The organism is Micrococcus sp. H39-S4 (assembly GCF_027158145.1).
Lineage (GTDB): Bacteria > Actinomycetota > Actinomycetes > Actinomycetales > Micrococcaceae > Micrococcus > Micrococcus luteus.
Window position 1 is genome coordinate 32198 of sequence record NZ_JAPVLT010000006.1, and the last position, 20650, is coordinate 52847.

Below are 20650 nucleotides of genomic sequence, written 5' to 3' on the forward strand. Positions count from 1 at the left end.
GCTCAGCCGCGCGGCTCGTCCTGGGGCCGGGGCGGGTGGCCGCCGCGCGCCTCGATGAGCTTGGCGACCTCCTCCGGGGGCAGGGTCACGCCGTAGGAGCGGTCCAGGCCGGTGGGCGCGGGGTCCGCCTCCGGGGCGGGCCGGGCCGGCGCCTCGGCTCCGCCGGGGGCCGGCGCCGCGTGGGACCCGCCCGACGACGGCGCGGCGGCCGGGGTGGCCTGCACGGACCCGCCCCCGGCCTCCTCCGCGGCGGGGGCGGGCGCCGGCTGCGGGGCCGGCTGCGGCGTCGGGGCCGCGGCACCGCCCAGGCCCAGCTCCTGGCGGGCGCGGGCGGCGTGGTCGAACGCGACCACGAGGTCGAAGGCCGTCGGCACGACGGCCTGCGAGGACGCGAAGCCGTGCTGGCCCCGACGCATCGCGAAGCCGATCACGCCGAAGATCAGCCACACCGCCAGGCCCAGCAGCATGGAGGTGAGGATCTGCCCCGGGCCGGCCTCGGGGGCCAGCAGGTAGAGGAACATGCCGATCAGTCCGCCGAAGAACACGCCGCGCACACCCGCGGACAACGCCACCTGGGCGTAGTTCAGCCGGCCGCGCACCCGCTCCACGACCCGCAGGTCCTTGCCCACGATCGACACGGCGCTCACGGGGAAGTCCGTGGCGGCGAGGCGGTCCACCTGCTCGCGCGCCTGCGCGTAGGTGGCGTAGGTGGCCAGCAGCTCTCCGCGGGGCAGGCCCTGCTCGGCGCCGGGCTGAGGGTTGGACATCATGAACGACATGGACCCATTGTGCCCGGCCCGGCGCCCGGGCGGGCGGCGGTCCGCCGTCCGCGGACACGGAGCCGCGGTCCGGCACGCCGTAGGCTGGGTCGGTGAGCTCCCCCAAGATCTTCGTGGCCCGCCTGCTGGGCCTGGACGTCTTCGACCCCCTCGGCGACCGCCTGGGACGGCTGCGCGACGTCGTCGTGCTGGACCGCGGCCCCGCCGCAGCCCCGTTCGCCACCGGCCTCGTGATCGAGGTCCCCGGCAAGAAGCGCGTCTTCGTCCCGATGACGCGGGTGACGTCCATGGACTCGGGCCGGATCATCACGACCGGGCTGATCAACCTGCGCCGGTTCTCCCGCCGTGGCGCCGAGCAGATGGTGGCCGCCGACCTCTTCGACCGGAAGGTGCGCCTCTCCGACGGGTCGGGCGAGGCCTTCCTGGAGGACATCGGGCTGGAGCAGCAGCGCAACGGCGACTGGCTGGTCTCGGACCTGTACGTGCGCCGCATCGTCGGCCGCGGCCCCTTCGGCCGCGCCCAGCGGGGCGAGCACCTCCTGCTGAACTGGGACGAGGCCCGCTGGACGGCGCAGGCCGACCCGCAGGGGGCCACGAGCTTCCTCGCCGCGCACGAGGACCTCAAGCCCGCCGACCTGGCGGACATGCTCCACGACATGTCGGAGAAGCGCCGCGTCGAGGTCGCCAGCGAGCTGCAGGACGAACGCCTCGCGGACGTGCTCCAGGAGCTGCCCGACGACGACCAGGTGCAGATCCTCTCCCAGCTGGACATCGACCGCGCCGCCGACGTCCTGGAGGAGATGGACCCGGACGACGCGGCGGACCTGCTCCACGAGCTGCCCGACTCCCAGCAGGAGCTGCTGCTCGAACGCATGGAGCCGGAGGACGCCGAGGACGTCCGGCGCCTGCTCGAGTACGAGGAGGGCACGGCGGGCTCGCTCATGACCCCCGTGCCGGTCATCCTCCCCCCGGAGGCCACCGTGGCCGAGGCCATGGCGACCATCCGACAGCAGGAGATCTCCCCCGCGCTGGCCTCGCTCGTGATCGTGGCCCGGCCGCCGTTGGAGACGCCGACGGGCCGGTTCCTCGGCGTCGTCCACTTCCAGCGCCTGCTGCGGTACCCGCCGCCGGAGGCGATCGGCAACATCATGGACAAGGATCTCGAGGCCGTCTCGGACCTCGCCCCCATCGCCCACGTGACCCGCGAGCTCGCGACCTACAACCTCACGTGCATCCCCGTGGTGAACGAGCAGGACCGCGTCGTCGGGGCTGTGAGCGTGGACGACCTGCTCGACCACATCCTGCCCGACGACTGGCGGGCCATGGACCTCGACGACGCCGAGACCCGCCCCGCAACCTGACCCCCGCGGCCCGCCGCCGCACGACACCGGAGGTGTGAGCATGACCCAGACCGCGCGAGACCTGCGCCCGGGCCGCGGCACCGGCCTGGACACCCCGCTGAGCGCCAGCGGGCGCCGCGTGCCCCGGCTGGCCCCGAACCCGGACGCCTTCGGCGAGGCCACCGAGGGCATCGCCCGCTTCATGGGCACCCCGCAGTTCCTCGTCTGGATGACGCTGTTCTGCGCCGCCTGGCTGGGCTGGAACACGTTCGGCCCGATGGAGTGGCGGTTCGACTCCGCCGAGCTCGGCTTCACCGCGCTCACGCTCATGCTCTCCCTCCAGGCGTCCTACGCCGCACCCCTGCTCCTGCTGGCGCAGAACCGCCAGGACGACCGGGACAGGGTCGCGCTGCGCGAGGACCGTGACCGCGCCGAGCGCAACCTCGCCGACACCGAGTTCCTCACCCGCGAGATCGCCGGTCTGCGGCTGGCCGTCCAGGAGGTCGCCACGCGCGACTTCGTGCGCGGCGAGCTGCGCGGCGTCCAGGACGACCTCAGGGACGACCTCCGCGAGGCGCTGCGCGCCGAGCTGCGGGAGGAGATCCGGGAGGAGATCCGGGAGGAGATCCGGGAGGAGATCCGCGCCGAGCTGCGCGCCGGCCTCCCGGGCGCCGAGGCTCAGCCCCGCAAGAGCAAGAAGTCCAAGGGCCGCGGCCGGGATGCGCGGCGCGGCGACGCCGGCGCCGAGCCCACGACCACCACGCTCGCGACCCTCGCGGCCCAGGAGGCCCGCGAGGCCGACGGGTCCGGTCCGGCGGCCGGTCCCGCCGGCGGTGCGGGCCCGGTGGACGGGGGCGGCCGATGAGCGCCCTGGGCCTGCCCGTGCCCGAGGTCCGCACCGACCTCGAGCGCCGGGTGCTGGAGCGGCTCGCCGCGGTCCAGGACCCCGAGATCCGCCGCCCGATCACCGACCTCGGCATGGTGGAGTCGGTCGTGGAGACCGCCCCGGGCGTCGTCGAGGTCGCGGTGCTGCTCACGATCGCCGCGTGCCCCCTGCGCGGGACGATCCAGACGGACGTGGCCGCCGCCGTCGCCGTCGTGCCCGGCTGTGAATCCGTGGACGTGCGCGTCGGGGTCATGGAGCCCGAGCGCCGCCTGGCGCTGCAGGACGCCCTGCGCGCGACTCGGCCGACGAACCCGTTCGGGGAGGGGACGCTCACGCGCGTCCTCGCGGTGGCCTCGGGCAAGGGCGGCGTGGGCAAGTCCTCGGTCACGGCCAACCTCGCGGTCGCGCTCGCCGCGCGCGGGCTCGCCGTCGGCCTGATCGACGCGGACGTGCACGGCTACTCCATCCCCGGGCTCCTGGGCGTGACCGGCACCCCGACGAAGCTGGACCGGATGATCCTGCCACCCGTGGTGCGGGACGTGAAGGTCATCTCGATCGGCATGTTCCTCGACGCGGACCGGCCGGTGGCCTGGCGCGGGCCGATGCTGCACCGCGCGCTCGAACAGTTCGTCACGGACGTGCACTGGGGCGACCTGGACGTCCTGCTCGTGGACCTGCCCCCGGGCACCGGGGACATCGCGATCTCGACGGCGCAGCTGCTGCCCGCCTCGGAGCTGCTCGTGGTGACCACGCCGCAGCACGCCGCCGCGCAGGTGGCCGCGCGCGCCGGTCAGCTGGCGGAGCAGACGGGCCAGACCGTGGCCGGGGTCGTGGAGAACATGGGGCCGATGACCCTGCCGGACGGCACCGTCCTGGATGTGTTCGGGACCGGCGGCGGCGCCGAGGTGGCGGAGCGGCTGTCCGGAGCGCTGGACACGCAGGTGCCGCTGCTGGGCACCGTCCCCCTGGACCCGGCGCTGCGCGCGGGCGGCGACGCCGGCGAACCCGTGGTGATGTCCGCGCCGGAGAGCCCCGCGGGCCGGGCGCTGACGCAGATCGCGCAGCGGCTGGCCGTGCGGCCGCGCGGGCTGGCCGGGCGGCGCCTGCCGGTCACCCCCCGCTGACCTCGGGGGCCGGCGCCCCGGTCAGGGCCCCCGGCGCGCGCGACGGCGTCAGGTCGCGTCGACGTCGAAGGGGGCGGGCGCCAGCCCGAGCAGCTCGAGGGGGTCCGGCTCGGTCTCGACGGCGGCAGGACGCTCCTCGGCGAGGGCCTCGGCGCGGCCGGAGGCCATCAGGGCTGCGGCGGCGCCGCCCACGGCGGCCGCCCCGGCGGCGGGCGCGGTCGACCGGGTCTGTGCGGCGGCGACGGACTCCGCGGCGGCGGTGCTGCCGCCCCCGGCGGGGCGGCGGAAGAGCGTCCGCGGATCCATGTCCGCCAGGTCCTGGTGGGTGAGGCCGCCGTGCACGTCCTCGGCGCTGATGCCCGTCGCCTGCGCCGCCCGGGACGCGGGCGTGGACGAGCCGCCGGCGGGCTCGCGGAGCGCGTCGCGGATGATGCGGCGCGGGTCGTACTGGCGGGGGTCGTACTTGCGCCAGTCCACCTCGTCGAAGTCCGTGCCGGTCTCCTCCTTGAACTGCGCCTTGGCACCCTCGGCCTTGTCGCGCATGACGCGCAGCCAGTCGGTGAAGGCGCGCGTGTACTCGGGGAGCTTCTCCGGCCCGAGGATGACGATCGCGAGCACCGCCAAGATGATGAACTCGCTGCCGTTGATACCAAACACCCTCCGAACTCTACTAGAGCGGCACCGCCCCACAGCCCGGAGCCGCGGGGGCGGGGCGGCTCAGCCGCGGGGGCGCGGCACGGCGTCCGCGATGCGTTCGAGGCCTCGCTCCAGGCGCTCCTCGACGGCGTCTCCGCCGCCCAGCTCGAGCACCCGTGCCCGCTCGGAGACCAGCAGGTGGGTGAGGACCGCGTCCGCGCGCTCGTCCGGCAGGCTGGCCTCCACGCGGTAGGAGGCCTGCGGCGTGGTCAGCTCGGCCGTCCAGCCGTCCTGCTCCCCCGCCGGGACGATCCGGTAGACGCCGCCGCCGGCCAGCCGACGCTCCTGCACCCCCGTGCTCAAGGGCGCGGTCGAGGCACAGCCCTCCGGGGTGGCTCCCACGATCCGGGGTCGGCACTCACGGACGGTCACGGTCGGCTCGTCCCGACCCCAGCCGACGACGACCTCCACGTCCTCGGCCGTCTGGGCGGTGTCCACGGTGAGCGGCTCCAGGCCGGCCCCCACGAGGGAGGGCACCGTCCAGCCCTGACCCCGCAGCTCCGCGACGGTGCCGCGCCGGTCCGTCGACGCGGTCCCGGCCGCCGGCAGGGCGACGGTGTCCGTCGGGGTCGGGGCCGTGCGCTGGGCCGTGGTGCGGGGCGCGCCGGCCACCCAGACCGCGGTGAACAGCCCGCCGAGCAGGACGACGAAGGTCAGCAGCCCCACCACCAGGCGGCCGGAGACGCCGCGGGCGCGCAGCACCGGGGCGACGACGGCGCCGGCCGGACGCTGGTGCACCGTGCGGGCGGCGTCGAGCACGCGGGCCCGGGCCTGGACGGTGGCGCGGCACTCGGGGCAGCGGTCCAGGTGGCGGGCGATGCGCGCCCGGGACGCGGCGGGGAGGGAGCCCTCGAGGTAGGCGTCCATGTGGCGCTGGGTGTGTCGACGTCCCATGCGGCCACCTCCTCGGTCCTCGCGTCCTCGGTCCGGCGAACGGCCTCCCGCACGGCGGGAGCCGGTTCGTGCCGTGTCCCATCATCGGCCCGCCTCCTGGGAGAACACTGGGTCGCGGCCGCGTGCCGGCCCGTACACTGGCCCGCGTCGCCCGTGCCGCGGGCGAGGTCCCGCCGTCGTCGTCCCGGAGTCAGCCATGAGCGCCCTGCAGCCCCAGCCCACCGACAAGCACGCGTCCTGGGCCTGGTCGGAGAGCCGGGCCACCGAGGACGACGTCGTCCTGCGCGCCCGCGAGCGCGCCGCCGAGCTGGACGTGCCGCCGGTGAGCGAGGGGACGGCGGCCCTGTTGACGGTGCTGGCGGCCACACGGGCCCCCGCGGCGGTCGTGGAGGTGGGCACGGGCGCCGGCGTCTCGGGGCTCGCCCTGATGCGCGGTCTGCCCGAGCGCACGGTCCTCACCACCGTGGACCCGGACGCGGAGGCCCAGCGTGCGGCCCGCGAGGCGTTCTCGGAGGCCCGCCTGCCCACGAGCCGCACCCGCATGATCACGGGGCGCTCCCGGCTCGTCCTCCCCCGGCTCACGAGCGGCGCCTATGAGATGGTCCTGGTGGACGGGGACCCGGCCGCGCGTCAGTTCGACGTCGAGCAGGCCGCGCGCATGCTCGCCCCCGGCGGCGTGCTCGTCGTGGTGGACGCCCTCGACGGGGACCGCGTTCCCCGGCCCGCCGTGCGCGACGAGTCCACCGTGTCCGCCCGGGCGGTGGACCGCCTCATCCGGGAGGACGAGCACTGGCTGTCCGCCGTCGTCCCCTCCGGCACGGGCGTGCTGATCGCGGTGCGCCGCTGATCCGCGTCGAAGGGGTCCGGGCTCAGGCCTGGATGACGCCCTCGAGGCACTCCTTGAGCTCGCGGGCCTCGTCCGCGTTGATCTCCAGCACGAGACGGCCGCCGCCGTCGATCGGCACGCGCATGATCAGGCTGCGCCCCTCCTTGGTCACTTCCATGGGACCGTCCCCGGTGCGGGGCTTCATGGCGGCCATTGCGACTTCCCTTCTGGATGATGTTCCCGTCACGGCGTCCGGTGACCGCGGGAGCGGGCACTGTCCGGACGCCTCCGGCGCCCCCGCACGCGGGCGTGCGCGAGGCCGGTCACATCACCATTATCGCGGATTCCGCGTGCTCGCGCCAAACGATGGCCCGCACCGAGCCCGGCCCGCGACTCAGGCGCGCCCCGCCGGATCGCTCCGGGACGGGTCGGCGGCCTCGAGCTCGGCCACCCGGGCCCGCAGGGCGGTCGCCTCGTCCTCGCGCTCCGCGAGGGCGTCCCGCAGCCGCAGCAGGACGGCGTCCACCTGGTCCCGCTGGTAGCCGGGCACCGCGACGGCCAGCCGCAGCAGGTCCACATCCGCCGCGCGCGGCCGCTCCGGCAGCAGGACGGGGTGCCCGGGCGTCCGTCCGGCCGGGTCTTCGGCCCGGAGCGTGAGCCGGCCCGTGAGGGCGGCGGCCAGGGCCGCCAGCACGACGACGAGCACGGCCACCAGGACGGTCCACTGCGGTCCGCTCACGCGTCGGCCCTCCCCGCCGAGCGGAGCACGCACGCGACGGCCTCCTCGGCCGTGTCCACGAGCTGGACGAGGTCCGGGTCCTCGGGCGAGATCATGCCGCGCTCCACGAGCGTGCCGCGGATCCAGTCCACGAGCGGGCCCCAGAAGCCGCGGTCCACGAGGACCACGGGGAAGCGGGTGACGGTGCCGGTCTGCACGAGGGTGAGGGCCTCGAAGAGCTCGTCCAGGGTGCCGAGGCCGCCGGGCAGCACGATGAACCCCTGCGCGTACTTGAGGAACATGACCTTGCGGACGAAGAAGTAGCGGAAGTCCACGCCCACGTGCACCCAGGGGTTCAGACCGGTCTCGAACGGCAGCTCGATGCCCAGGCCCACGGACTCTCCACCGGCCTCGTGGGCGCCCCGGTTGGCGGCCGCCATGGTGCCGGGCCCCCCGCCGGTGATGACCGTGTACCCGGCCCGGGCCAAGCGGGTCCCGACCTCGTGGGCCAGGGCGTACTCGGCGCTGCCCTCGGGCGTGCGCGCCGAGCCGAACACGGAGACCGCGGGACCCAGCCCCGCGAGGGTGCCGAAGCCCTCGACGAACTCGGCCTGGATGCGCAGGACACGCCAGGCCTCGGACGTCGTCGAGGCGACGTCGGCGGCGGGGCGTGCGGCGTCGCCGGGCCGTCGGCCGTCGAGGAGGAGCTGGTCGAACGTGGGGGTGTGCGCCGCGTCCCCGCGCAGGACCTGCCCGCCGCGGCGGACGCGCTGGGGCTTGGCGGCGACGTCGCCGCCCGAGGGGTGCTCATGTGGGGCCATGGCGTCAGCCTAACGAGCCGGCGGGCCGCCGGGGCCGGCGTCGCACGGCGCACCGCGCCGGGTGTGGCGTGCGCTATATTCCACTGGCATGACGCAGATCACGCCTGAGCAGCCCCACGGCGCCCACCTCCCCGACGAGGCCGGTGTGCGGCGCCGTCGCGGTGCCGCGGGCGATGACCTGATCGTCCTTGAGGGCGTCAACAAGCACTTCGGCGACTTCCACGCCCTCCGACAGATCGACCTGCGGATCCCGCGCGGCCAGGTGGCGATCGTCCTCGGCCCGTCCGGCTCCGGCAAGTCGACGCTGTGCCGCACGATCAACCGGCTCGAGACCATCGACGACGACGGCGGCCGCATCCTGATCGACGGGCGGCCGCTCCCCACCGAGGGCAGACAGCTCGCCCAGCTGCGCGCCGAGATCGGCATGGTCTTCCAGTCCTTCAACCTCTTCGCGCACAAGTCGATCCTGGAGAACGTGACCCTCGGGCCCATCAAGGTGAAGGGCAAGCGCCGGGCGGACGCCGAGCGGCACGCCATGGAGCTGCTCGAGCGCGTGGGCGTGGCCCAGCAGGCGAGGAAGATGCCGGCCCAGCTCTCCGGCGGGCAGCAGCAGCGCGTGGCCATCGCCCGTGCCCTGGCGATGGAGCCGAAGGCCCTGCTCTTCGACGAGCCGACCTCCGCCCTCGACCCCGAGATGGTGCAGGAGGTCCTCGACGTCATGGTCCAGCTCGCCGAGGGCGGCATGACCATGGTCGTGGTCACCCATGAGATGGGCTTCGCCCGCAAGGCCGGGGACCGCGTGGTCTTCATGGCCGACGGCGCCATCCTCGAGGACACCGACCCCGACACCTTCTTCACGAACCCCCGACACGAGCGTGCCCAGGACTTCCTGGGCAAGATCCTCGCGCACTGACCCCGTCCCCCATCGCACCCCACCGCACCGAACCAGAGGAGAGCACCATGCTCCGCACGAAGCTCCTGACCCTGTCCGCCGTCACCGCCGCGGCCGCGCTGTCCCTCACCGCCTGCGCGCCGTCGTCCTCGCAGGGCGGCGGTGGCGACGCCGCCGGCTCGTCCTCGGCCGGCGAGTCGACGTCGTCCGGCTCCGGCGAGCGCCTGCGCATCGGCATCAAGTTCGACCAGCCGGGCCTGGGCTACCGCGAGGGTTCGGCCCAGCCCACCGGCTTCGACACGGACGTGGCCCGCTACGTGGCGGACAAGCTCGGCGTGGCCGAGAAGGACATCGAGTGGGTCCAGACCCCGTCCGCGAACCGGGAGAACGCCCTGGAGAACGGCGAGGTCGACATGATCTTCGCGACGTACTCCATCACGGACGCCCGCAAGGAGCGCGTCGACTTCGCGGGCCCGTACTTCGTGGCCGGCCAGGACCTGCTGGTCCGCGCGGACGACACCGCGATCACCGGCCCCGAGGCCCTCGACGGGAAGAACCTCTGCTCCGTCACCGGCTCCACCTCGGCCCAGAAGATCAAGGACCAGTTCGCCTCCGGCGTGAACCTGGTGGAGCAGGGCGGCTACGCCGAATGCGTGACCTACCTCGAGTCCGGCCAGGTGGACGCCGTGACCACGGACGACATCATCCTCGCGGGCCTGGCCGCCGCCGACGCCAACAAGGGCAAGTTCAAGGTCGTCGGCAACACCTTCACCACGGAGCGCTACGGCGTCGGCCTGCCGAAGGACTCGGAGCGCTGCGAGGACATCAACGAGGCGATCAAGGAGATGAAGGACTCCGGCGAGTGGAAGAAGGCCCTCGAGTCCAACACCGAGGGCACGGGCTACGCCTACGACGAGGCGCTGAACTCCGGCGAGGACGCCGAGTTCGAGCCCTGCGCCTGACGGCCTCCTGCGCCGGGTGGGCCGAGGGCGTGACCTGAACCGTCACCCTCGGCCCGCCCGGCGGCTCCCCTGCCCGTCAGCCTTGTCCCGACCCTCGGAGAAGTCATGGAATCGATCTCCTCGCTCCTCGCGGACTACGGCGCGGACATCCCGCTCGCGTTCTGGACGAACATCAGGCTCGCGTTCCTCGCGACCCTCGGCTCGTTCGTCCTCGGCGTGGTGCTCGCCCTGTTCCGCATCTCGCCCGTCCCCTCGCTGCGCGCCCTCGGCGCCGGCTACGTCAACGTGGTCCGCAACACCCCGCTCACGATCATCATGCTGCTCGGCGTGCTCGCCGTCTGGGGACAGCTGAAGATCAGCTTCTCGTCCGACTTCACGCTGAACTTCTTCATCTACGCCGTGATCGCCCTCTCGCTCTACCACGCGGCGTTCATGTGCGAGGCGATCCGCTCCGGCGTCAACACCGTCCCGCTCGGGCAGGCCGAGGCCGCCCGCTCCATCGGCCTGGGCTTCCTGCCCGCGGCCCGCCACGTGATTCTGCCCCAGGCGCTGCGCGGGGCCATCACCCCGCTGGGCAACACCGTGATCGCGCTGACCAAGAACACCACCGTCGCCGCCGCGGCGTCGGTGGCGGAGGCCTCGGGCCTGATGAAGCGCATGATCGAGTTCAGCCCGGACTTGATGGTGGCGATCTTCCTGACCTTCGCGATCGGCTTCTGCCTGATCGTCATCCCCATCGGCCTGCTGACCACGTGGGCCTCGGAGAAGTGGGCGGTGGCCCGATGAGTGCCCAGGCCTCCGTCCTCTTCGACGCCCCGGGTCCGATCGCCCGCCGGCGGATCCTCCTCGCCAACCTCGTCTCCCTCGCCGCGGTGTTGGTCGTGGCGGTGCTCGTGCTGATCCAGATGAACGCCACCGGCCAGCTCTCCGGCCGCCGCTGGCTGGCCGCCGTCGACGGCAACGCGTGGCGGAACTATTACCTGCCGGGCCTGCAGTTCACCCTGCAGGCCGCGGGCATCGCCGTGGTCTCCTCCGTGGTGTTCGGCCTGGTGTTCGGCTTCCTGCGGCTGGCCCCGGTCGGCCCGGTGCGCTGGCTGGCCGCCGTCGTCGTGGAGTTCTTCCGGGCCGTGCCGGTGCTCGTGATGATGGTGTTCTTCTACCAGCTGTTCGCACAGGTCGCGCGCTCCGGGGCGATCCAGCCCCAGGACGGCCCGTACTACGCGGTGATCGCGGCGCTGACCCTGTACAACGGGTCTGTGATCGCGGAGCTGGTGCGCTCCGGGGTGCGCTCGCTGCCGCGCGGCCAGCGCGAGGCGGCCGCGGCGGTGGGCATGACGAGCACCCAGTCCCTGCGGCTCGTGGAGGTGCCCCAGGCCCTCATCGCCATGCTGCCGTCGCTGCTGAGCCAGTTCGTGGTGATCCTCAAGGACTCGGCGCTGGGCTACCTCATCGGCTTCTTCGAACTCCTGCATTACGCCCGCCAGCTCGGCTCCGGCAACGGCAACATCCTGCAGTCCCTCGTGGTGGCCGCGATGATCTTCATCGTGATCAACTTCCTCCTCACCTGGGCGGCCACCCGGCTCTCGAGGCGGCTGTCGTCGCGGACGGCCGGCGACGCCAGCGCCCCCACGACCCCGCGCGTCGGGGCGCCCACGGACACGGCGGGCTGACCGGGCGGCGGGCGAGGCGGGCCCGCGGGTCGGGCGGCTGGCACCGGCCGACGTCGTCGGGTCAGCCGGCCAGCCAGGCCGCGAGCGCCGCGAGGCACGCGTGGACCGCCTCGCGGGGCACGTGCTCGTCGTCCGTGTGGGCCAGGAGGGCGTCGCCGGGGCCGAAGTTGACCGCGGGCACGCCCAGCTGGGAGAACCGGGCCACGTCCGTCCACCCGTACTTGGGCTGGGGCTCTCCCCCGACGGCGGCGACGAACGCGGCGGCGGCCGGCCGGTCCAGACCGGGGCGGGCGGCGGGCGAGGCGTCGTCGATCCGCACCTGGGCGTCCCAGTCCACGCCGGCCCCCTCCAGCACCGTGCGGACGTGCGCGTGGGCCTGCTCGAGGGTCTTGTCCGGAGCGAACCGGTAGTTCAGGTCCACGGACGCCTCGTCCGGGATGACGTTGCCCGCGACGCCGCCGGCCACGCGGATCGCGTGCAGCCCCTCGCGGTACTCCAGGCCCTCCACCGTGACCGTGGCCGGCTCGTACGCCGCCAGGGCGGTGAGCACGGGGGCCAGCTTGTGGATCGCGTTGTCGCCGCGCCAGGCGCGGCCCGAGTGCGCCGCGACACCGGAGAAGGTGACGCGGTACCGGCACGTGCCGTTGCAGCCGCCCTCCACGACGCCGTCGGTCGGCTCGAGCAGCACCGCGAAGTCGCCCTCCAGCAGCTCGGGGGCCTGGCGGGCCACGCGGGCGAGGCCCGAGAGGTCCGAGGAGACCTCCTCGTGGTCGTAGAACACCCACGTGACGTCGTGCACGGGGGTCGGGCCGTCCGCGCGGCCGAAGCGGCCGGCCAGGGCCAGCTGCACGGCGACGCCGGACTTCATGTCCACGGCCCCGCGGCCGTACAGCACGTCCCCGTCCCACGCCGAGGGCACGGTCCCGCGCGAGCCCGGCACGGTGGGCAGGGGCACCGTGTCCAGGTGCCCGGCCAGGATCACGCGGGTCGACCGCCCCAGAGCGGTGCGGGCGACGACGGCGTCCCCGAACCTCCGCACCTCGAGGCCGCCGAGGGCGCGCAGGGCCTGCTCGACGGCGTCGGCCAGCGGCCCCTCCTCCCCCGAGACGGAGCGCACGTCCAGCAGGGTGGCGGTGAGCGCCGCGACGTCGAGGTCCGGATCGGCGAGGTCGGGCAGGGACACGGGGGTGAGACTCATGTGTCCAGTCTACGGACGGGCCTCTCGCCGCCCTGCAGCGTGCCCCGGCCGCTCAGTAGGCTGAGGCGCATGACCCAGACCGCCGCACAGCAGCCCTCCTCCCGTCTCGTCTCCGGCCACGGCCTGGCCACCACGGCCGCCGACGGCGCCGTCCTGGACGTGTGGTTCCCCGCCCCCGTGGCCGGCCCGCTCTCCGCTGCGGACGCCTCGCTGCGCGACACCCTGCGCGCCCTCGCCGCGGACGACGCGGACCGCGGGACCACGCAGGCCGTCGTCGAGCTGGAGGTCGACCTGGACGCCGCCCCGGCCTCCACCGCGGACGCGTGGCTGCGCCTGCACGCCCTCTCGCACCGCCTGACGCGGCCGAACGAGCTCAACCTCGACGGCGTCTTCGGGCTGCTCACCAACGTGGTGTGGACGAACCACGGACCCTGCGCGGTCGCCGACTTCGAGCTGACGCGGGCGAGGCTGCGTGCCCGCGGCGCCGTGCAGGTGTACGGCGTGGACAAGTTCCCGCGCATGACGGACTACGTCGTGCCCTCCGGGGTGCGCATCGGCGACGCGGACCGGGTGCGCCTGGGCGCCCACCTGGCCGAGGGGACGACCGTGATGCACGAGGGCTTCGTCAACTTCAACGCGGGCACCCTGGGGCACTCGATGGTGGAGGGCCGGATCTCGGCCGGCGTCGTGGTGGGCGACGGGTCGGACGTCGGAGGCGGCGCGTCCATCATGGGCACGCTCTCCGGCGGCGGCACCCAGCGGATCGTGATCGGCGAGCACGTGCTGCTCGGCGCGAACTCCGGCGTGGGCATCTCCGTCGGCGACGACTGCGTGGTCGAGGCCGGTCTGTACGTCACCGCGGGCACGCGCGTGAGCGTGCTGCAGGACGGCGAGGCGGCGCGGACCGTGAAGGCCGTGGACCTCTCCGGCGTGCCGAACCTGCTGTTCCGCCGCAACTCCACCACGGGCCGGGTCGAGGCCCTCCCCCGCGCCGGCCGGACCGTCGAACTGAACGCTGCGCTGCACGCGAACTGACCCGTCGCGCCCGGCCCGCGGCTCTTCCCTCCCCTCCCCGTTCCCCGCCGCGTTGGGGGGCGATTTCCGGTGGTATCCCGCCGGGATAACGCCCACTATCGCCCCCGGAGCTCCACGGCGGTCCGGGGGCGGGGCGACGACGGCGGCACGCGGCGCGGGCCGTCGGCTCCTGCACAGCAGCGCCCGCCCCGCGCGTCATCCCCGTGCCGCGGCCAGCGCGCCCCGGGCGCCTCGCCGGCGTCGTCCGATGGGTGCATGCCGCGCGTCGTCATTCCTCTGCCGCCCGACCAGCCCGCCGTCCTGTTGGCCACGGACCTGGCCCGACTGGGGCTGCCGCCCGACCGCGCCCGCCGGTCGGACCTGGAGCGGGTCGGACAGGGCTTCCACCGGCAGCGGGCACGCCCTGGCACGGGCTGGGCCGACCTGGGCCTGCCCGAGCCCGGGCACGGCTTCTCCCCCGATCACCTCGCCGCGCTCCTGCGCCGACGCCCGGATGCCGTCCTCTCCCACGAGACCGCGGCCCACCTGCACGGCCTGCCGATGCCCGCGCGAGCCTGGCGGCGGCGCGACCCGGCGACCGGCGAGCTCGAGGCCGACCCGCCGGTGCACCTCACCGTGGCCCGGGGGACACGACGCGTCCGGCGGGCTGGTCTGATGGACCACCGGCGGCCGCTGGCGCCCGAGTTCGTCACGCACGTGCACGGCCTGCGCGTCACCACGGTCGATCGCACCTGGCTGGACCTGTGCTCCCTGACTCCCCCGTGGACGTTCGAGGACCTCGTGGCCGCCGGGGACCACGCCGTCCGGCACCCGTGGACGCCCGCGGGCCGGACGGATCCGGCCACCACGATCGCCGCGCTGCGGTCGGCGCTGCACGCGTCCGGACGCTTCCACGGCCGCCCGGCCGCCCGGGAGGCGCTGGATTCCGTTCGCGTCGGGGCGGACTCGCCGCCCGAGACCCGCCTGCGCCTCGCCCTCGTGGCCGGCGGGCTGCCGGAGCCGGAGCTGCAGGCCGCGATTGAGCCCGGGGACCCCTTCTCCCCCGTGGCCGACGTGGCCTACCGTCACGTGCGCCTGGCCCTGCAGTACGACGGTGCGGGGCACCGCACGCGGGAGCAGCAGGCGCGCGACGCCCGCCGGGACCGCTACGGGCAGGCGCGCGGCTGGACGACGCTCCGCGTCACCTGGGCCGATGGGCGCGAGGACTTCCGTGGCGTCGTCGCGGTGGTCCGACGCCGCCTCGGCCACTCCGCCTCGACATGAAGACGCTCCGGCGAACGCATTGGGGGCGGTTTCGGGTGGTATTCCGTCGGAATACCACCCGAAACCGCCCCCAAACGCAGGGTCAGCGCCCCAGGGTCAGCGCCCCCGGGTCAGCGCTGCGGGTACTGGCGCAGCTGCTCGCCCACGTAGATCTGGCGCGGGCGGCCGATCTTGGTGGCCGGGTCCTCCATGAGCTCGCGCCACTGGGCGATCCAGCCGGGCAGGCGGCCCAGGGCGAAGAGGACGGTGAACATCTTCTCCGGGAAGCCCATGGCCTTGTAGATCACGCCGGTGTAGAAGTCGACGTTCGGGTAGAGCTTGCGCTCCACGAAGTAGTCGTCGGCGAGGGCCTTCTCCTCGAGACGCTGGGCGATCTCCAGCAGCTCGTCGTTGCCGCCCATCTTGCCCAGGATGTCCTCGGCGGTCTTCTTGATGATCTTGGCCCGCGGGTCGTAGTTCTTGTACACGCGGTGCCCGAAGCCCATCAGACGGACGCCGTCCTCCTTGTTCTTCACCTTCTCCATGAAGTCCTCGGGCGTGATGCCCTCCGACTTGATCTTCCGGAGCATGTTCAGCACGGCCTCGTTGGCGCCACCGTGCAGCGGGCCATAGAGGGCGTTGATGCCGGCGGACACCGAGGCGAACAGGTTGGCCTGGGTGGAGCCGACCAGGCGCACCGTGGAGGTGGAGGCGTTCTGCTCGTGGTCGGCGTGCAGCATGAGCAGCAGGTCGAGGGCCTTGACCACGTCCGGGTCGATGTCATATTCCTCGGCCGGCACGCCGAAGCACAGGCGGAGGAAGTTCTCCACGTAGTTCAGCGAGTTGTGCGGGTACATGAACGGCTGGCCCAGCGACTTCTTGAACGCGTAGGAGGCCAGCACCGGCAGCTTGCCGAGCAGGCGCACGGTGGAGATGTGGACCTGCTCCGGGTCGTGGGGGTCCAGGGAGTCCGGGTAGAACGTGGACAGCGCGGACACGGAGGAGGACAGCACCGGCATGGGGTGCGCATCCCGCGGGAAGCCGTTGAAGAACAGCTTGAGGTCCTCGTGCACCATGTTGTGGCGCAGGATGTTGGTCTCCCAGGCCTCCAGGGTCTCCTTGGACTCGGGCAGCTCGCCGTAGATCAGCAGGTAGGCCACCTCCATGAAGGAGGAGTGCTCGGCGAGGTCCTCGATGGCGTAGCCGCGGTAGCGCAGGATGCCCTGGTCGCCGTCGATGTACGTGACGGCCGACTTGGCGTTCGCCGTGTTCATGAAGCCCGGGTCGTAGGTGACGTCGCCGGTCTCCTTCAGGAGCGGGGCGATGTTGATGCCGTTGTTGCCCTCTGTGGCGTGCTCGACGCCCAGGTCCAGGCTCTGCTCGCCGACGGTCAGCCGGACGGACTCGTGATGGGTCACGGGTGTGCTCCCTCGTCTTGTCTTCTCGATGGCCCGGGTTCGCACGCCCATGTGGGCGCGCCCACGCGGGGACGACTCTGCTCCAAACTATCAAGGACCGGCCCGGGACGCGCGGTCGCTTCCCCCGACGACGGCCCCCGACCCCGGCTCAGCCGGTCCGCGGCCCGCGGGCCGTGAGTCTCGCCGCGGCCCGGGCGACCGCCTCGTCCGTGGCGGTGATCGCCACGCGGACGTAGCCGTCGCCGCCGGCACCGTAGAACACGCCGGGCCCGGCGATGATGCCCAGGTCCGCCAGTTCGCCCAGCAGGTCCCACGAGTCCTGCGCCGTGGCGTCGGCCGGGTCCAGGTCCGCCCGCCGGGTCCACAGGTACAGCCCCGCCTCGGAGTGGTCCACCGTGTGGCCGGAGGCCTCCAGCGCGGTGCGCAGCGCGTCCCGACGGCGGCGGTAGCGGTCCTTCTGCTCCGCGACGTGCGCGTCGTCGGCCAGGGCCACGGCCATCGCATGCTGCACCGGGGCCGGCACGATCATGCCCGCGTGCTTGCGGGTGTTGACCAGGGTCGCCACGAGCTGCGGATCCCCCGCGGCGAACGCGGCGCGGTAGCCGGCGAGGTTGGACTGCTTGGACAGCGAGTAGACGCTCAGCAGGCCCGTCAGGTCGCCGCCGGAGACCTCGTCGGACAGGATGCAGGGCACGACGGCCCCGTCCCACGCGTCCCAGCCGAGCTCGGCGTAGCACTCGTCCCCGCACACCACGGCGCCCACGCCACGGGCGGCGTCGACCGTGCGGCGCAGCGCCGCGGCGTCCAGCACGGCACCGGTGGGGTTGGCCGGCGAGTTGGTCCACACGAGGCGCACCCGCTCACGCACCTCGGGCGCCAGCGCGTCGAGGTCGTCCGCGGCCACGGCCTCCGCCCCGGCCAGCAGCGCGCCCACTGCATAGGTGGGGTAGGCGGCCTCGGGGTGGACGACGACGTCGCCTGCGCCGAGCCCGAGCAGCGTGGGCAGCCACGCGATGAACTCCTTGGACCCGACCGTGGGCACCACGGCCGCCGGGTCCAGCCCGGACACCCCGCGGCGCCGGGCGTACCAGTCGACGACCGCGCGGCGCAGGGCGTCCGTGCCGTGCGTCGTCGGATAGCCGTGCGCGTCGGCGGCCTCGGTCAGGGCCCGGCGGATCAGCGCCGGCGTCGGATCCACGGGCGTGCCGATGGACAGGTCCGCGACGCCGTCCGGGTGGGCGGCGGCACGCTCACGGTAGGGGGTGAGCGTGTCCCACGGGTAGTCCGGCAGCGTCAGCATGGGGCTCAGGCGTCCGCGTTCTGCAGGGGCAGAGCGGAGATGATCGGGTGGTCCTTGGCGATCATGCCCAGCTTGGCGGCGCCGCCCGGGGAGCCCAGGTCGTCGAAGAACTCGACGTTGGCCTTGTAGTACTCGGCCCACTCCTCGGGGGTGTCGTCCTCGTAGTAGATGGCCTCGACGGGGCACACCGGCTCGCACGCACCGCAGTCGACGCATTCGTCCGGGTGGATGTAGAGCATGCGCTCACCCTCGTAGATGCAGTCCACGGGGCATTCGTCGATGCACGCCTTGTCCTTGACGTCCACACACGGCAACGCGATCACGTAGGTCATGGCTGACCGTCCACCTCTCTCTGGGCACGGGGTTGCGGGGCTGCGGTCCAGGGTACTCGCTCCCCCGGACGCGTTTCGCGGGCGGTCACAGTGGCCCGGCGGGGGCGCGTGGCGGCCTCGGCGGCCTCCGCGGGTCGGCGGTCCAGCCGCCGGCCCGCGGCCAACAGGACCATACCGAGCACCGGCTGGCCGACGTTCCAGGCCACGGAGGCGACGACGGCGCCCGGCGCCGCCGCCCACAGGCCGGCCGTCCAGGACAACCCCAGGGCGTCGTCCACCGGCAGGCGCTGCAGGGCCAGGACGGCGGTGAACGCGCCGGCGACGACCGCGGCCCCCGCCGGCAGGGCGCGCCCGCCGCGGCCCGCGCGTCGGACCATCCACCAGCGCTGTGTCGAGCCCACGAGCACAAGCGCCAGCACCGCACCCCAGGGCAGGGTCCAGCCGCCCGGCAGGGAGGCCAGGTTCAGATGGACGGCGGTGCCGAGCGCGCCGGCGACGACGCCGAGCAACGCCCCGCCCACCACGTCGGCGGGCCGGGCGCGGCGGCGGGGACGCTCAGGCACGGGCGCGGGCGCGCGCGGCCTTCAGGCGCTCATTGGCGTCCAGGACGACCTTGCGGATGCGGATGTCCTCGGGGGTGATCTCCACGCACTCGTCCTCGCGGGCGAACTCGAGGGACTCCTCGAGGGTGAGCCGGCGCGGGGGCGTCAGGCCCTCGAACGACTCGGAGGAGGCCGCACGCATGTTGGTGAGCTTCTTCTCCTTGGTGATGTTCACGTCCATGTCGTCGGCGCGCGAGTTCTCGCCCACGATCATGCCCTCGTACACCTCAGCGCCCGGCTGCACGAAGAAGGTGCCGCGCTCCTGCAGGTTGATCATGGCGAACGGCGTGGCGGTGCCCGCCCGGTCGGCCACGAGGGAGCCGTTGGTGCGGTACTCGATCTCACCGGTCCACGGCTCGTAGCCGGCCGCGTAGGAGGAGGCGATGCCTGCGCCGCGGGTCTCGGTGAGGAAGCGGGTGCGGAAGCCGATCAGGCCGCGGGCCGGGACCAGGAACTCCATGCGGATCCAGCCCGTGCCGTGGTTGGACATCTCCTGCATGCGGCCCTTGCGGGCGGCCATGAGCTGCGTGACCGCGCCCATGAACTCCTCGGGGATGTCGATGGTCATGCGCTCCATCGGCTCGTGGACCTTGCCGTCCACGGTCCGGGTGACCACCTGCGGCTTGCCCACGGTGAGCTCGAAGCCCTCGCGGCGCATCTGCTCCACGAGGATGGCCAGGGCGAGCTCGCCGCGGCCCTGCACCTCCCACGCATCCGGGCGCTCGGTGGGGAGCACCTTGAGCGAGACGTTGCCGATCAGCTCCTTGTCCAGGCGGTCCTTCACCTGGCGGGCCGTGACCTTGGCGCCCTTGACGCGGCCGGCCAGCGGGGAGGTGTTGATGCCCACGGTCATGGAGATGGCCGGGTCGTCCACCGTGATCAGCGGCAGCGGCTTCGGGTTCTCCGCGTCGGTGAGGGTCTCGCCGATCATGATGTCCTCGATGCCGGCGACGGCGACGATCTCGCCCGGGCCGGCCTCCTCCGCGGGCACGCGCTCGAGGCCCTTGGTGGCCAGCAGCTCGGTGATCTTCACGGTCTTCAGGGCGCCGTCCTGGCGGGCCCACGCGACCTGCTGGCCCTTGCGGAGGGTGCCGTTGAAGATGCGCAGCAGCGCGAGGCGGCCGAGGAACGGGGAGGCGTCCAGGTTGGTGACGTGCGCCTGGAGGACCTCGCCCTCGGTGTAGGACGGGGCCGGGATGTGCTCCATGATCACGTTGAAGAGGGCCTCGAGGTCCTCGGCCTCCGGCAGGGCGCCGTCGGCGGGCTGGGTCAGGGAGGCGCGGCCGGCCTTGCCCGAGGCGTAGACGACGGGGACGTCCAACACCGAGTCGAGGTCCAGGTCCGGGTCCTCCTCGGCCAGGTCCGAGGCCAGGCCGAGCAGCAGGTCCATGGAGTCGGAGACGACCCCGTCGATGCGCGCGTCCGGGCGGTCCGTCTTGTTGACCACGAGGATCACGGGCAGCTTGGCCGCGAGGGCCTTGCGGAGCACGAAGCGGGTCTGGGGCAGCGGGCCCTCGGAGGAGTCCACGAGCAGCACGACGCCGTCCACCATGGACAGGCCGCGCTCCACCTCGCCGCCGAAGTCGGCGTGGCCGGGGGTGTCGATCACGTTGATGGTGACGGTCTCGCCCTCGGGGGCGGACGGGCCGGAGTAGAACACCGTGGTGTTCTTGGCGAGGATCGTGATTCCCTTCTCCTTCTCCAGGTCCCCGGAGTCCATGACCCGCTCGGCGACGTCGCCGTGCGTGTTGAAGGCACCGGTCTGGCGCAGCATGGCGTCCACCATCGTGGTCTTGCCATGGTCCACGTGGGCCACGATGGCCACGTTGCGCAGATCGGAGCGGCGGGTTTCGGTCGAGGTCATGGGCGTCCTGTCCGGTTCGACATCAAAGGGGTGGAGGCGCACGACGACGGC

At 73.6% G+C, this 20650-nt stretch carries 22 protein-coding genes; 10 read left to right on the forward strand and 12 right to left on the reverse strand.

Annotated elements, in window-relative coordinates; all coding sequences use genetic code 11:
• Positions 1 to 2: 2 nt before the first annotated feature.
• Entirely contained in the window at positions 3 to 779 is a 777-nt protein-coding gene (locus tag O3T09_RS07360) for a general stress protein (RefSeq protein WP_269295459.1), read from the reverse strand.
• A 92-nt stretch (positions 780 to 871) separates the two neighbouring features.
• Between O3T09_RS07360 and O3T09_RS07365 the strand changes: the two genes are divergently transcribed.
• The 3 genes from O3T09_RS07365 to O3T09_RS07375 are packed head-to-tail and all read left to right on the forward strand — an operon-like array spanning position 872 to position 4129.
• Positions 872 to 2140 (forward strand): magnesium transporter MgtE N-terminal domain-containing protein, encoded by a 1269-nt coding sequence (locus O3T09_RS07365; protein WP_036316492.1) that lies wholly within the window; start codon positions 872 to 874, stop codon positions 2138 to 2140.
• A 40-nt stretch (positions 2141 to 2180) separates the two neighbouring features.
• The gene (locus O3T09_RS07370; protein WP_269295460.1) at positions 2181 to 2984 is read left to right on the forward strand and encodes a DUF1003 domain-containing protein; all 804 of its coding nucleotides are present in this window, start codon (positions 2181 to 2183) and stop codon (positions 2982 to 2984) included.
• Entirely contained in the window at positions 2981 to 4129 is a 1149-nt protein-coding gene (locus tag O3T09_RS07375; protein ID WP_269295461.1) for an Mrp/NBP35 family ATP-binding protein, read from the forward strand. Before O3T09_RS07370 ends, O3T09_RS07375 begins: the two co-directional genes overlap by 4 nt.
• A 48-nt stretch (positions 4130 to 4177) precedes the next feature.
• On the opposite strand, the gene O3T09_RS07380 is transcribed toward O3T09_RS07375, so the two are convergent.
• Complete coding sequence (locus tag O3T09_RS07380) at positions 4178 to 4786, reverse strand: Sec-independent protein translocase TatB (RefSeq protein WP_206495955.1); 609 nt, start codon at positions 4784 to 4786, stop codon at positions 4178 to 4180.
• Positions 4787 to 4846: 60 nt separating this feature from the next.
• Positions 4847 to 5719 carry an anti-sigma factor family protein gene (locus tag O3T09_RS07385; RefSeq protein ID WP_269295462.1) on the reverse strand — a complete coding sequence of 291 codons (873 nt, stop codon included), beginning with the start codon at positions 5717 to 5719 and terminating at the stop codon, positions 4847 to 4849.
• Between the two features lie 196 nt (positions 5720 to 5915).
• On the opposite strand from O3T09_RS07385, the gene O3T09_RS07390 reads away from it, so the two are divergent.
• Positions 5916 to 6566: an O-methyltransferase gene (locus tag O3T09_RS07390; RefSeq protein WP_036316483.1), complete on the forward strand. Its 651-nt coding sequence runs from the start codon at positions 5916 to 5918 to the stop codon at positions 6564 to 6566.
• A 22-nt stretch (positions 6567 to 6588) separates the two neighbouring features.
• Here the strand turns inward: O3T09_RS07390 and O3T09_RS07395 are convergent, their stop codons facing one another.
• The 3 genes from O3T09_RS07395 to O3T09_RS07405 form a co-directional block, all read right to left on the reverse strand.
• Positions 6589 to 6759 carry a DUF3117 domain-containing protein gene (locus O3T09_RS07395; RefSeq protein ID WP_002855133.1) on the reverse strand — a complete coding sequence of 57 codons (171 nt, stop codon included), beginning with the start codon at positions 6757 to 6759 and terminating at the stop codon, positions 6589 to 6591.
• 180 nt (positions 6760 to 6939) lie between these two features.
• The gene (locus O3T09_RS07400) at positions 6940 to 7284 is read right to left on the reverse strand and encodes a cell division protein DivIVA (protein ID WP_269295463.1); all 345 of its coding nucleotides are present in this window, start codon (positions 7282 to 7284) and stop codon (positions 6940 to 6942) included.
• A complete protein-coding gene (locus O3T09_RS07405) occupies positions 7281 to 8084 on the reverse strand; it encodes a TIGR00730 family Rossman fold protein (RefSeq protein WP_269295464.1) in 804 nt (267 codons plus the stop codon). The genes O3T09_RS07400 and O3T09_RS07405 overlap by 4 nt, the downstream gene beginning before the upstream one ends.
• A 178-nt stretch (positions 8085 to 8262) precedes the next feature.
• Between O3T09_RS07405 and O3T09_RS07410 the strand changes: the two genes are divergently transcribed.
• The 4 genes from O3T09_RS07410 (at position 8263) to O3T09_RS07425 (ending at position 11608) form a co-directional block, all read left to right on the forward strand.
• On the forward strand, positions 8263 to 8997 hold the full coding sequence (locus O3T09_RS07410; protein WP_179288613.1) for an amino acid ABC transporter ATP-binding protein: 735 nt from the start codon (positions 8263 to 8265) through the stop codon (positions 8995 to 8997).
• Positions 8998 to 9044: 47 nt separating this feature from the next.
• On the forward strand, positions 9045 to 9938 hold the full coding sequence (locus O3T09_RS07415; protein WP_095694771.1) for a glutamate ABC transporter substrate-binding protein: 894 nt from the start codon (positions 9045 to 9047) through the stop codon (positions 9936 to 9938).
• Positions 9939 to 10043: 105 nt separating this feature from the next.
• The gene (locus O3T09_RS07420) at positions 10044 to 10724 is read left to right on the forward strand and encodes an amino acid ABC transporter permease (protein WP_041105308.1); all 681 of its coding nucleotides are present in this window, start codon (positions 10044 to 10046) and stop codon (positions 10722 to 10724) included.
• Positions 10721 to 11608 (forward strand): amino acid ABC transporter permease, encoded by an 888-nt coding sequence (locus tag O3T09_RS07425; RefSeq protein ID WP_251679547.1) that lies wholly within the window; start codon positions 10721 to 10723, stop codon positions 11606 to 11608. Before O3T09_RS07420 ends, O3T09_RS07425 begins: the two co-directional genes overlap by 4 nt.
• 61 nt (positions 11609 to 11669) lie before the next feature.
• On the opposite strand, the gene dapE is transcribed toward O3T09_RS07425, so the two are convergent.
• Positions 11670 to 12806: a succinyl-diaminopimelate desuccinylase gene (dapE, locus tag O3T09_RS07430; RefSeq protein WP_269295465.1), complete on the reverse strand. Its 1137-nt coding sequence runs from the start codon at positions 12804 to 12806 to the stop codon at positions 11670 to 11672.
• Between the two features lie 69 nt (positions 12807 to 12875).
• Between dapE and dapD the strand changes: the two genes are divergently transcribed.
• The gene (dapD, locus tag O3T09_RS07435; protein WP_145950525.1) at positions 12876 to 13841 is read left to right on the forward strand and encodes a 2,3,4,5-tetrahydropyridine-2,6-dicarboxylate N-succinyltransferase; all 966 of its coding nucleotides are present in this window, start codon (positions 12876 to 12878) and stop codon (positions 13839 to 13841) included.
• Between the two features lie 255 nt (positions 13842 to 14096).
• A complete protein-coding gene (locus O3T09_RS07440) occupies positions 14097 to 15104 on the forward strand; it encodes a hypothetical protein (RefSeq protein WP_269295466.1) in 1008 nt (335 codons plus the stop codon).
• 110 nt (positions 15105 to 15214) lie between these two features.
• On the opposite strand, the gene O3T09_RS07445 is transcribed toward O3T09_RS07440, so the two are convergent.
• The 5 genes from O3T09_RS07445 to typA all read right to left on the reverse strand — a co-directional run bounded on the left by O3T09_RS07445 (position 15215) and on the right by typA (position 20599).
• Complete coding sequence (locus O3T09_RS07445; RefSeq protein ID WP_081339279.1) at positions 15215 to 16501, reverse strand: citrate synthase; 1287 nt, start codon at positions 16499 to 16501, stop codon at positions 15215 to 15217.
• Between the two features lie 148 nt (positions 16502 to 16649).
• A complete protein-coding gene (gene dapC / locus O3T09_RS07450) occupies positions 16650 to 17801 on the reverse strand; it encodes a succinyldiaminopimelate transaminase (protein WP_044659396.1) in 1152 nt (383 codons plus the stop codon).
• 5 nt (positions 17802 to 17806) lie between these two features.
• Positions 17807 to 18133: a ferredoxin gene (gene fdxA, locus O3T09_RS07455; protein WP_036316465.1), complete on the reverse strand. Its 327-nt coding sequence runs from the start codon at positions 18131 to 18133 to the stop codon at positions 17807 to 17809.
• Positions 18130 to 18696: a hypothetical protein gene (locus O3T09_RS07460; protein ID WP_036316464.1), complete on the reverse strand. Its 567-nt coding sequence runs from the start codon at positions 18694 to 18696 to the stop codon at positions 18130 to 18132. Before O3T09_RS07460 ends, fdxA begins: the two co-directional genes overlap by 4 nt.
• On the reverse strand, positions 18689 to 20599 hold the full coding sequence (typA, locus tag O3T09_RS07465) for a translational GTPase TypA (RefSeq protein ID WP_036316461.1): 1911 nt from the start codon (positions 20597 to 20599) through the stop codon (positions 18689 to 18691). The genes O3T09_RS07460 and typA overlap by 8 nt, the downstream gene beginning before the upstream one ends.
• Positions 20600 to 20650 lie beyond the last annotated feature (51 nt).